A 12,718-nucleotide genomic window follows, 5' to 3' on the forward strand; every position below is an offset into this window, starting at 1 on the left:
TTTAGTTACTTTTGTGCTTTATTATCTATTTTATGCAAAAGCAGGTTCGGAGTATTTCACGCGAAGATTTTATTTGGTTAACGGATACATACGGCCAGGATAGCGGGTATTCGCATATAGACACCAAAGAAAGCGTGGTCCATGAAATATTTAAGGACAAGGTCCTGATAGGCACTTCATTCCTGAATTGTGCCTCTTATGAACTTTCCTTTGCAGGACCCGGACTGCATATCAAAAAGAATCGACTGGATAATTATAAGCTGCACGATCAGGCCGTGCTGATCGCGGATGAGATGAATGAAGAAGATGCCGTGGAATTATCGCTGCGCTGGGACCTGCTGATACAGGAACTAAAGACACTGGAAAAGCTGCGCAGTCTTGGTAATGCCCGTGAACCCCTGGCTCAGTTATACCTGGATATTTTCAATGAAGATGATGCGGAAGAACAGATCAGCAACCTGCCGGAGATAGTGCCTCCCACTGTAATGGCGGTATGGGACGAGCTCCAGGTGGCCTTGCAGAATACGGGTAACCTGGCCGAATTTGAGTGGCAGGATCTGGCGGATACGGGTATGTTTGCATTGAATGAACTCACGCCGTTGCAAACAATGGGCATAACGCTGGAAGTACCTGCTGCAGAAGAATATGAGGAGATGATAGCAGCAGATGATTTTGCAAAAGCACTGCTCGATTTTGTAAACCTGCAACTGGAAGACTACGAACTCAAAGTAGTAGCGGTGGGCCCCTCGCTGGATGAATACCAGACCTTCACCTGTTTGTATATGCAGGACCACCGTCTTGCGAACGCCATGTTAAAAATGGAAGAGCTTTGTCTTATTTGTTTTTTTTAATATCTTGGGAATTGTATGCATTAAAATTTCATTAAAATGTTGATGGTTATTCTCTTAACCAGCTATCATTTGAATATCTTAGTGCGATTATAATTGGATGCTATAATAAGGATGCTATAATCTGATGCCCGTGAAATTCTTCCGGCACTTATGCCTTGTGTTGTTTACTATTTTTTTTCTCCCGCAAAAAGCGGAGAAGGCGATACCTGCGTCACATAACGCAGACGGATATACCATCGCAAAAAGTTATCCCGCGCATGCATCCCAGGCGCCCTTTTATAAGGAGACCATCAAAAAACTCAAACGCCGTCCTGTTGGATTAAACGATTATCACAACAGGGTTTGTCCTGTTTTTTATACAGCCGTACGCGATTGTTTTGTTTGTGAGACACATACATCCACCGGTTACCATTGCAATCCTTACTTGAGCGTTCCTATACCGCTTAGAAGTTGGAGAGGCCCGCCCACGGCCTGATTCCCCCTCTTTTAATTTTATTTCTTACAAATCTTTTCAGCGATTTATGCGTATACATATTTCTGCGAAGAAGAGGTATGCGGTATTGCTATGCTTAATACCCATCACTTCCTTATTCGCCCAATCAGCAGTGGATAGCCTTTCACTGCGGGAAGCCATTGCACTTACATTGGCGCATTACCCGGCAGTAAAAGCAAAACAGGCGCTCGTAAATGCAGGACAGGCCAACGTTACAGATGTAAAGCATAACTGGTATCCGGCTTTAAAACTACATGAACAGATAGATGCAGGTACCGACAATAGTATTTACGGATCCTATTTTACAATGGGGATGATCCCTTCCACCTCCGGTGGTATCCGTGATGAAAATAACAGTGCGCTGATGAGCGGCAATATCGCCATGGCGGCCATGCAATGGGAAATCTATAACTTTGGCGGCTATACCAGCCAGCAAAAAGAATCGCAACAGGCATTGCGGGTGAACAAAACCGATCTTGATAATACAACCAACCAGCTAACGGTAAATGTAATTCAACGTTACCTCGAACTGTTACGGCTACACGAACTTAAAAGTATCCAGTCAGATAATATTAAACGGACCGCAGAAGTATTGCATGCGGTAACCGCTATTGTATTGCACGGGCTTAAGCCGGGTGTAGACAGCGCCGTGGCCGCCGCCGAATTATCAAAGGCCCGGCTAAACCTGCTGGAAGTAGCGAACCGCTATAACCAGGTACGCATTGAACTGGCGGGACTTACAGGACTGGATACGGCGCAGGTAAAGCCAGCCATCGGTAATGCGGCAGAACTGCCGGCCTTACTTGATGGCCACTTCACTACGGACAACAGCGCGCATCCCATGCTACAGTACTATGATGCCTTGTATCTCCGCCAACGTGCGCAGGAACAGGTGGTAAAGAAACAGCAGCTACCGAAAGTAAACCTCATGGCTGCGGGATGGATGCGTGGCTCCAGCGGCTCTTTCAACGACATATATGACAAGAACCTGTTTAGCGGATTGGGTTATAAAAGATATAACTACCTGCTGGGCCTGGGCATTACCTGGAATGTTACAGACCTGAAACGTACGCATGAAAAGTTGGCCGTGCAGCAATTTAAATCAGCTGCGGCTGCTCAACAACTGGAAACTTCCCGCACCGTATTGCAGACGATCTACGAACAGGCGCAATCAGACATACTAACGTCAAGGGATAAACTACGCGAGCTGCCCTTGCAGTTAAATGCGGCGCATGCCGCAGCAGCGCAGAAGATGGCCCTGTATAAAGGCGGCCTTACCAATATCATTGAAGTGACAAACGCCTTGTTTGTGCTCAACAGGGCGGAAACAGATGTGGTGCAGGCGCGCGATGAAGCGTGGAAAGCACTCTTCAGGGCAGCATATGCCGGTAACACGTTGACACAATTGTTAAACAGCTTTTAGCCGCTCATAAATTTTTTTCTATGTCATTAGTTTCTTCAGCCTTAAAAAAGCCCATCACGGTGGTGGTGATCACCGGTGGGATGCTGCTTTTTTCGTTGCTGTCTGTTTTAAAGATTCCCATCGATATTTTTCCGCAGTTAAACCTGCCTACTATCTACGTGATAGAACCTTACGGGGGCATGTCGCCGCAGCAGATGGAAGGTTTTTTTGCCACACGGCTACAGGATCAGTTCCTGTATGTAAATGGTGTAAAGAATATCTCAACTAAAAACATACAGGGGTTAACGTTATTAAAGTTATCCTTTTATGAAAATACGGATATGGCGGAAGCTTCTGCCCAGGTGGCTTTGCAGGTAAACCGTGCGATGAAGTTTTTTCCGCCGGGAGCATTGCCACCACAGGTATTACGCTTTGATGCCTCGTCGTTGCCGGTGGGGCAGCTGGTGTTCAGCAGTCCCAATAAATCCCTGAAGGAAATATATGACCTGGCTGCAACCCGTATCAGGCCAATGTTTGCATCTGTTCCGGGATTATCGGCGCCGCCACCTTTTGGCGCCAACTCACGTTCGGTGGTGGTGAATGTAGACCCGAAGAAGCTGCGCAGCTTCAATCTCTCCGCCGACCAGGTGGTAGAGGCCATCGCAAAAAATAATGTGATGACACCTTCCGGCAACATCCGCATCAATAACACCATGTATGTGACTACGATCAACTCACTGGAAAAGAAGGTGACTGATTTTGCGGATATTCCTATCGTAACCAATGGCAACTCCACGGTGTTTGTCCGCGATGTGGCCAGGGTAGCGGATGCCGCCGATGTTACAGTGGATTATGCATTGATCAACGGAAAACGTTCTGTATATATTCCTATCGTTAAAACTGCCACGGCTTCCACCTGGGAAGTGGTGAAGCTGCTAAAGGCGCGGCTGCCGGAAATGCAAAGCCTGTTGCCCGATGATGTAAAGGTTTCTTATGAATTTGACCAGTCCATATTTGTGATCAATGCCGTGAAAAGCCTGGTCACAGAAGGATTGCTGGGTGCATTACTCACCGGTTTAATGGTGCTGTTGTTCCTGCGCGACCTGCGCAGTTGCCTGGTAGTGGTGGTGACCATTCCGGTGGCGATCCTCTGCGCCGTATTAGGGCTGAAGATGGCAGGACAAACCATCAACCTGATGACGTTGAGCGGGTTGTCGCTTGCCATTGGGATTTTGGTAGACCAGGCTACCGTTACCATTGAAAATATTCACCAGCACCTGGAAATGGGGAAACCAATCCGGCGGGCAATTTATGATGCATGTGAAGAAATAGCCTTCCCGTTGTTATTGATCCTGCTTTGTATTCTCGCTGTTTTTGCACCTTCTTTTATTATGACGGGCGTGCCCCGCGCTATGTTCCTGCCTTTGTCGCTGTCCATTGGTTTTGCGATGATCGCATCATTTTTTGCTGCGCAAACACTGGTGCCTGTTATTTCGAACTGGTGGCTGAAAGCAGATAAATACCAGCATATGCATGCAGGGCTGGCATTGGATAAAGAAGAAATAGCTGAGGTAGATGAACACCTGGCGCATCAACAGGAACACCCGGTTAACAATGGTTTCTTTGAGCGTTTCAAGTTACGGTTTATGCGCGTGCTGGAAAGCGGTATGAAAAGATCCGGTATCATCGTGGCCGTTTATGTGGTGGGAGCTTTACTGCTGGCCGGCGGTTGCTACCTGTGGATAGGGAAGGACCTGATGCCGCATGTCAATACTGGCCAGTTCCAGCTGCGTTTACGCGCACCCGACGGTACCCGCCTGGAGCGCACGGAAGCTAAGTTGCATGAAGTGCTGGGTATTATCGACAGCACGGTGGAGGGGCATGTGGCCATCAGCTCTGCTTATGTGGGACTTATCCCCAGCAGTTACGGCACCAGTAACCTGTATATTTTTAACAGTGGTACGCATGAAGCAGTGTTGCAGGTAAATCTGGATGAAGATTATAAGGTAGATATAGAATCGCTGAAAGATAAGCTCAGGAAGAATATTGCAGCGAAGATACCCGACCTGCGTATTTCATTCGAGCCTATTGATCTCACAGAAAAAATTATGAGCCAGGGCGCCAGTACGCCTATAGAGCTGCGCGTAGCGGGAAAAGACCTGGAACAGATTGCCGGTTTTGCTACCAATCTCGTTGATCATCTCCGTAAAATACCTTTCCTGCGGGACGTGCAGATAGCGCAGCCACTGAATTTCCCGGTGATCAATATAGAGATCGACCGGTTGAAACTGGCGCAGATGGGATTGAATATTTACCAGGTGGCCCGCTCTGTTACGGCATCTACTTCTTCCAGCCGCTTTACGGAAAAGAACCAGTGGCTCGATGAAAAAGTGGCCTATACCTACCAGGTGCAGGTACAGGTGCCGGAGTATAGTATGACCGCTATCAATGATCTGAAAGAAATTCCTTTGCTGCCCGGCCGCTCCCGGCCTGTGCTGGCCGATGTAGCCACTTTTACTACCGGCAGGATGCCGGGACAAATTGACCGTGCCGGACCACGTAGGTTCGTTACCGTTAGTGCCAACATTTCCGGGACAGATCTGGGCGCTGCTACCAAAGCAGTGCAGGAGGTGGTGGCAGCCGCAGGTACACCGCCTAAAGGCGTGATCGTAGAACTGAAGGGCGCTTCCAGCTTACTGGTGGAAACACTGGGCAGTCTGCAGAATGGACTGGCCATTGCGGTGGTCGTGATTTTCCTGTTGCTGGCAGCCAACTATCAGTCTTTTAAATTATCGCTGGTAGTGCTTACCACAGTGCCCGCAGTGATCGCCGGGGCTTTGCTGGCATTGCTGTTTACCGGTGCTACTTTAAACCTGCAATCATATATGGGCATGATCATGTCTACCGGGGTATCGGTAGCCAACGCCATCCTGATTGTTACCAATGCGGAAAAACTGCGTATTGAATACAAAGATGCACGCAAGGCCGCTGTGGTCAGCGCCGGCATCCGGCTGCGGCCTATCCTGATGACCAGCCTGGCAATGATAGCCGGTATGATCCCGATGGCCACGGGGCTGGGAGAAGCAGGTGATCAGACTGCCCCGCTGGGACGTGCAGTGATTGGCGGACTGGTTGCTTCAACATTTGCCGCGTTGCTCATTTTACCATTGGTATACGGAAGGATACAACGAAAGGCAGATCTGCATTCTCCTTCTTTAATGCCAACTGATATTTAATAATTCAATTTAAAAATATAACAAATGAAATATTATAAAATCCACTTACTCCTGGCGGGCGCTGTTATTTCCACAGCAGCCTGCAATAGTGCCGCTGCTCCCAAGCAGCCGGAAACAACGATCAAAGATCAGTCCTTCACTTTTGCGCGTGTTGTGCAACAACCACTGGCCGGGAGCATCCGGCTACCGGGCGCACTGGCCGCTTTTCAGAAGGTGAGTATATATCCGAGAGTGAATGGTTTTGTGAAAAATATTACGGTAGACAGAGGTTCCCGTGTAAAAAAAGGAGAGGTGTTACTGGTACTGGAAGCGCCGGAAGTAGCACAGCAGTACTATGCAGCCCAGTCCAAATATTTACAGGCAGCTGCTATGTACGCAGGGAGCAAAGACAATTACGAGCGCACCGTCGCCACCAGCGAAACGCCGGGTACCATCTCTGCACATGACCTGGAGCTGGCCAAAGCCCGCATGCTGGGAGACAGCGCCCTGATGAACAGCGAGGAAGCCAATCTGAAAGCGCAGGAAGTGATGCGCAGCTATCTCACCGTCACCGCTCCTTTTGATGGCGTGATCACAGAGCGCAATATTCATCCTGGTGCGCTGGTAGGGCCCGACACCAAAACAGACGACACGCCCATGCTCATGCTGGAACAGGAAGATAAGCTCAGGCTGATCGTACAGGTACCTGAAATGTACAGCGGGCAACTTCTGAAACAATCGGCTGTCCGTTTTGGTGTGAATGCCTTGCCGGGAGAGGAGTTTAAGGGAAACATTTCCAGGAAGGCCGGTACCCTGAATGATAAGTTTCGTTCGGAAGCTGTGGAAATAGATGTACAAAATGGTAAACAATTACTCAAACCAGGTATGTATGCAGAGATCACACTGCCATTGAATGGTTCCGCCACAGCAATGGTGGTACCTTCCTCCGCGGTGGTTATGTCTACAGAAAAAAAATATGTAATAGTGGTAAAAGATCATCATACAAAATGGGTGGATATACAGGAAGGTAACCACCACAACGATTCTACAGAAGTATTCGGCGACCTGCAGGTCAACGACCGGGTAGTAGTAAATGCCACAGATGAAATAAAGGAAAACATTTTGATTAACTAGGGTGCTGGTTTCCGGCCCCGGATTTGATTATACATACCGTCCCGAAGATTCGGGACGGCTTTTGCTAACTGTTCCGTCTATATTGATTTCTTTTGTCCCTATTAAATAAAAGGAACGGTAATATCCACCTAGTAATCAATAACGGATTTTACCTGTTGTTCAACTAAAAAAATGTATCCTGAAAGGGAAAAAACAGGCACACGTTGAAGCAACGTGACCTGCTGTTAACCGGGAATAAGATGAATGGATTGTATATTAGATTACTTTACATTTGTTCGCTATTAAAAGGCTACCGGTAGCCTGGGTAATGGTATTCTATATATAATTGTGATAGCTAAGTCAATGAATATTTAGTTCGCTTCTTCTAATTAACACGAAACGATTTAAAATTGTTGCGAAGAAATAAAATTTAGAAGTTGAACAACTCCTGCAGGCCAAGCGCCAGCATCTGTACGCCGATTACGGCCAGGATAAGTCCCATCATTTTAGTGATCACCATCATTACATTGTTGCCGATTACTTTCACGATCCGTTCTCCGGCGATGAAGAGGAGATAAGTGATATAACAGATAATGGCATAGAGGGCGATTACGATGGTGAGGTGGGTAATGTCTTTTGCGGCAGAATAGCTCATGGCGGTGGTAATAGCGCCGGGTCCGGCCAGGAGGGGCATCGCCAGCGGAGTAATGGCCACACTGATGCCCTGGTCTGCTTTTACTGGTTGGTCGCCCAGTTTCTCACCCTGCATTTTCTCATTTTTTCCACGGAGCATTTCATAACCGATCACAAATACCAGGATGCCGCCGGTAACACGGAGCGCCGCCAGGGTAATGCCGAATACGTGGAAGATGAGCTTGCCGGCCACACTAAACACCAGGATGATACTAAAAGCGATTAACACTGATTTGGTAGCGATATTCCGCTTCGCTTTCTTGTCCATATTGGAGGTGAGCTCCATAAATACAGGGATGGCGGAAATCGGATTCACAATCGCCAGCAACCCCATGAATACGGTGGTGGCAAATCCAATGTAGTTATCGAACAAGGACATCATATCAGCAATATAGGAAATTTATTAATTTAAATTAATACGACCGGTCGTGCTGCCTGAAATTAAACCGCAGCTCCCGACGCCGGAAATGTTATGCCCGCATGCGTGGCAACTGCCAGTTGTAACGAAGGCTCAGCAGCCGTATAAGTACTATAACGGTAACGGCTATACTTTGTACGAGATCCCGCGGCAATGAGGTATAGGTGCTGGTTGTGAGATAGATCACGCCACCTGCAATAGAAGCCGCGGCGTATATTTCGCGGGTAAACAGGATGGGCTGTTCGCCGGTAATTACATCCCGGATCAGGCCCCCGAAAGCGCCGGTGATAACACCCAGCGCCACACAAACAGGTATGGGCAGACCTGCTGCCACACCTTTGTTGATACCGGTAATGGTAAACATAGCCAGGCCCACCGCATCAAAAATGCTGAGCCATCGTTGTAATTTTTTTACGTAGGAGAAAAATAATGCGGCAATAATTGCCGCTACAATGATCGCTGTATTACTCAGTTCATCATTCATCCAGGCAACAGGTGTAGCGCCGATCAGCAAATCGCGCACAGTTCCGCCACCGATGGCTGTAATGAAGGCCAACGCCAGTAATCCGATTACATCGTACGATTTATTAATGGCAGCTGTTGCACCAGAAACAGCAAATGCGAAAGTGCCCAGTAATTCCAGTAGCTGGATAAAGGTGATTTGCATTCCCCTTGTATTATTTACCGCGCTAAGATAATTAGTATAAAGGAATTACCAGGGAAGAATGGCCAGTCGTTTAACAATCATAAGCTGATTCGCCGCGTAAAGTGCGTTCTATCTTGTCTCGCAGACCTTTGCTGAACCCTTCCACTTCAATTTTTGGATGATGATCCAGATAGATACGGAAACGCCCTTTTTCTTTGGCTACCAGGTCATAGATGTCTTCCAGTAACACGCAGAGGAGTCGTCTTGTATTCTCTGCAATTTGCGCAAGGAGCGAGTCTTCGAATTGAATTACTTCGCGGTTTTTGTAAGATAAGGTTATCTGAATCATAACTGATGGTTTTTCTATAGGATCAAAAGAATACTGGTAACAGCTGTTTAATCAGCTGATTTTCATAAGATAAATGTCATTGATGTCATAAAAGTAGGAAAAAAGAAATAATATTTTTTTAATCTTTCCACCATTTTATCCACATTTCTTGGAAAAAACAAAAAAGGTTATATCTTCCAAAGTTAGCCATTCAACACTGTCACTACGCCATTCCCGTATTGTTCGTTTTATATATTTTTAATTTTGGTTACCATTGTGATTCATATTGAATCAATGAGGAGCCTTACCGTACTATTTGTTATTATCGTTATTAGCAGTACCGCCCTGTTTGCTCAACCCGGAACGGGCATCAGGTGGAGCCGCGACGGGCAGTCCGTTTTAAAGAGCAGCACCGAGGGTATTATGACAGCACCTTTATCAGGCGCTGCCACTACTATAAAAGTGCCAGCCGCGCAATATACCCCTGCAGGGACCACGAAACCGCTTCCTATAAAAGACTTTTATTTTTCTGCCGACGAAAAAAAATTACTGATTTATACAAATGCCAAAAAAGTATGGCGCTATGAAACGCGTGGCGACTATTGGGTATTGGACCTCACCACAGGCAAATTACAGCAGCTGGGTAAAGATAAACCGGCTGCTTCGCTGATGTTCGCCAAATTGTCGCCGGACGGGAATAAAGTAGCTTATGTAAGCGGACATAATATTTATGTAGAAGACCTGAACACCGGTACTATCCAGGCAATGACCAGGGATGGTAGCCGTCGTTTGATCAACGGTACTTTTGACTGGGTGTACGAGGAAGAATTTGGTTGCCGGGATGGATTCCGCTGGAGCCCCGATGGCAATAACATTGCTTACTGGCAGATCGATGCTACCGGTATCCGGGATTTCCTGATGATCAATAATACAGATTCAATCTATTCATTTACAACACCGGTGGAATACCCGGTCGCGGGCGAAAATCCTTCTGCATGTCGTATAGGCGTAGTAGATATACATACCGCAAAAACCACCTGGATGCAGGTTCCAGGTGATCAGCAACAACACTACATTCCACGTATGGAATGGGTGCCAGGTAAAAAAGAACTCATTATCCAGCAGTTAAACCGCAAACAGAACGAGAGCAAAATAATGGTCTGCCAGGCAACTAACGGTAAAGCACATACGTTGTACGAAGAGAAAGACACCGCCTGGATTGATGTGAAATCACGCTGGGACGATAATAACATCGAAGGTTGGGATTTTACCGGTAATGGCAAGGCATTTATATGGGTAAGTGAGCAGGATGGCTGGCGTCATCTTTATAATATTCCGCTGGACAAAGGCAAGGCTACCTTACTCACGCCCGGCAACTATGATGTGATTAACATCGCTAAAGTTGATGAGGCTAATCATGTGATCTATTTCCTGGCATCGCCCGAAAACGCCACCCAGCAATACCTTTACCAGGTACCGCTATCCGGCGGAAAGGCCGTGCGCATCACGCCGGCCAATGAACCGGGTACGCACAGCTACGGGATATCTCCCAGTGGTTCCTGGGCCATACATGAATTCAGTAACGCCTATACTTACCCGGTTGTAGAAAATATACAGCTCCCCGCACATACAAGCAGCAGCAATACCGTGGCGCAGGCATTGAAAGAGGCCGCTGCTAAGCCCAATAAGGTGGAATACTTCCAGGTAACCACTGTAGACGGCGTTACAATGGACGGCTGGATGAGTAAACCGGCCAACTTCAACCCCGCTAAAAAATATCCCGTTGTATTTTATGTGTACGGCGAACCTGCCGGCGCTACCACCCTGGATGCAATAGGGGCAGGACGTAACTACCTGTATGATGGCGACATGGCCGCAGACGGCTACATCTACATATCGATGGATAACCGTGGCACCCCTTTACCGAAAGGCCGCTACTGGCGTAAATGCGTGTACCGTAAAGTGGGCGTGATCAACACCCGCGATCAGGCCATGGGCGCGCTGGCGCTCATGCGTAAGTATTCTTTTATTGATTCTTCCCGCACCGCAGTATGGGGCTGGAGTGGCGGTGGTTCTATGACACTCAACTTACTCTTTCAATATCCTGATATTTATAAAACGGGGATTGCTATCGCCGCAGTGGGCAACCAGCTTACTTATGACAACATTTACCAGGAACGTTATATGGGACTGCCACAGGAGAACCGGGAAGATTTTGTAAAAGGATCTCCCATTACCTATGCGCGCAATCTGAAAGGAAATCTCCTGTACATTCATGGCACCGGTGATGATAATGTACACTATCAGAATGCGGAAATGCTGTTGAATGAACTGATAAAATATAATAAGCAGATCCAGTTTATGGCGTATCCCAACCGCACCCACAACATCTCTGAAGGGGAGGGGACCTTTGAACATCTGTCTACATTATATACAAATTACCTGCGTACACACTGCGAACCAGGAGGAAGATGAGGGGAATCATGTATTCGTAATTTGTAATTGTTTATCTTCGCCCCGCTAAATTGAAACTCATGTACAAAACCGGTATTATTGGTATAATAGCTGCGCTGGTAGTTATTGTATGCGCATTCCTTCCATGGTCAACGGTAGAAAGCAGGCATCTTCTTTTTACAGGTATGAACACAACCGGCTCTAACTATGGGGAACCCGGCAAGCTGAATATTGCGTTGTCGGTGATGAGCATCGTCATCTTTATCATCAAAAACAAATGGGTGGCCAGGATGAATCTTTTTGTATGTGGTTTCCTGCTGGCCTGGACCTTCCGTAATATGTTATTGTTTTCACGCTGCGAAATCGGAGAATGCCCGGAAACAGGTATCGCTCTTTATGTATCGCTGGCCGCTGCCGGAGTAGCATTTGTATGCGTGCTCTTTACGCCTGTACGCTCCTGAAATCAGAATACTTTGTGCAGAATCCAGGCGCCACCGAGTATGCCGGCTCCCATGAGCCAGTAACGCAAAATAAGTGGTAACGGACGTTGGCTGGTTATTTTTGCTTTAATGAAACTGAAGATGGTTAACCCCAGGAAAACCAGCATCATACTGGTTTGTGAAGCAGCGGTGAAATTTTCATTCGAGAGATAAGGACCTAATGATAAAGACCCTCCCAATAAAAAAAACAGGCAGGTAAGCACTGCACTTCTGATGGCACGGGAACGGATAAACGTAGTTTCCTTTACTTGTTCCTGTTCCAGTGTATTTTCCCATACTGCTGCATCTTTTATCATCTCATCTGCTATTTGCTCAATCATACCCTCATTGATATCGAGCTGTTGTAACTTGGACCGCTCGTTATCGGATAAGATGGCACTGTCGTGCTGCGCGTCTCCCTTGTTGGCCTGGTAGGCGCTGTACATCACCAGCAAGCCACCGATCAGCCAGATGCAGATATGTATAGTATAAAAGGTCTGTACTTCCATGGGAAATCCTTCCATTACCTGAGTGGCAAAGAATAACAGGAATAACCCGTCAGGGAAGCCGATTAAGAAGTCCGTGTTCCATCCTGAACTGCGGATGGCTTTATATGATGTTGTCAT

Annotated in this window: 10 protein-coding genes; 6 read left to right on the forward strand and 4 right to left on the reverse strand. The window is 47.2% G+C overall.

What is annotated here, in order from left to right; genetic code table 11:
• Positions 1 to 32: 32 nt before the first annotated feature.
• The 4 genes from ABQ275_RS09625 (at position 33) to ABQ275_RS09640 (ending at position 7,095) form a co-directional block, all read left to right on the forward strand.
• Positions 33 to 851: a hypothetical protein gene (locus tag ABQ275_RS09625; protein ID WP_349318077.1), complete on the forward strand. Its 819-nt coding sequence runs from the start codon at positions 33 to 35 to the stop codon at positions 849 to 851.
• Between the two features lie 521 nt (positions 852 to 1,372).
• The gene (locus tag ABQ275_RS09630; protein WP_349318078.1) at positions 1,373 to 2,767 is read left to right on the forward strand and encodes a TolC family protein; all 1,395 of its coding nucleotides are present in this window, start codon (positions 1,373 to 1,375) and stop codon (positions 2,765 to 2,767) included.
• Positions 2,768 to 2,787: 20 nt separating this feature from the next.
• The gene (locus ABQ275_RS09635; protein WP_349318079.1) at positions 2,788 to 5,982 is read left to right on the forward strand and encodes an efflux RND transporter permease subunit; all 3,195 of its coding nucleotides are present in this window, start codon (positions 2,788 to 2,790) and stop codon (positions 5,980 to 5,982) included.
• 24 nt (positions 5,983 to 6,006) lie between these two features.
• Entirely contained in the window at positions 6,007 to 7,095 is a 1,089-nt protein-coding gene (locus ABQ275_RS09640) for an efflux RND transporter periplasmic adaptor subunit (RefSeq protein WP_349318080.1), read from the forward strand.
• A 409-nt stretch (positions 7,096 to 7,504) separates the two neighbouring features.
• On the opposite strand, the gene ABQ275_RS09645 is transcribed toward ABQ275_RS09640, so the two are convergent.
• From ABQ275_RS09645 to ABQ275_RS09655, 3 genes are all read right to left on the reverse strand, one after another.
• Positions 7,505 to 8,149, reverse strand: coding sequence for a MarC family protein (locus ABQ275_RS09645; protein WP_349318081.1), 645 nt, complete (start codon positions 8,147 to 8,149; stop codon positions 7,505 to 7,507).
• 88 nt (positions 8,150 to 8,237) lie between these two features.
• The gene (locus ABQ275_RS09650) at positions 8,238 to 8,852 is read right to left on the reverse strand and encodes a trimeric intracellular cation channel family protein (RefSeq protein WP_349318082.1); all 615 of its coding nucleotides are present in this window, start codon (positions 8,850 to 8,852) and stop codon (positions 8,238 to 8,240) included.
• Between the two features lie 70 nt (positions 8,853 to 8,922).
• Positions 8,923 to 9,180 (reverse strand): hypothetical protein, encoded by a 258-nt coding sequence (locus ABQ275_RS09655; RefSeq protein WP_349318083.1) that lies wholly within the window; start codon positions 9,178 to 9,180, stop codon positions 8,923 to 8,925.
• 273 nt (positions 9,181 to 9,453) lie between these two features.
• On the opposite strand from ABQ275_RS09655, the gene ABQ275_RS09660 reads away from it, so the two are divergent.
• Both ABQ275_RS09660 and ABQ275_RS09665 read left to right on the forward strand, forming a co-directional pair.
• Positions 9,454 to 11,634: a DPP IV N-terminal domain-containing protein gene (locus ABQ275_RS09660; protein WP_349318084.1), complete on the forward strand. Its 2,181-nt coding sequence runs from the start codon at positions 9,454 to 9,456 to the stop codon at positions 11,632 to 11,634.
• A 59-nt stretch (positions 11,635 to 11,693) separates the two neighbouring features.
• A complete protein-coding gene (locus ABQ275_RS09665) occupies positions 11,694 to 12,074 on the forward strand; it encodes a hypothetical protein (protein ID WP_349318085.1) in 381 nt (126 codons plus the stop codon).
• 2 nt (positions 12,075 to 12,076) lie between these two features.
• Here ABQ275_RS09665 and ABQ275_RS09670 read toward each other — a convergent pair whose 3' ends face one another.
• On the reverse strand, positions 12,077 to 12,718 hold the full coding sequence (locus ABQ275_RS09670) for a VIT1/CCC1 transporter family protein (RefSeq protein WP_349318086.1): 642 nt from the start codon (positions 12,716 to 12,718) through the stop codon (positions 12,077 to 12,079).

Source organism: Chitinophaga sp. MM2321 (assembly GCF_964033635.1).
Classification (GTDB): Bacteria; Bacteroidota; Bacteroidia; order Chitinophagales; family Chitinophagaceae; genus Chitinophaga.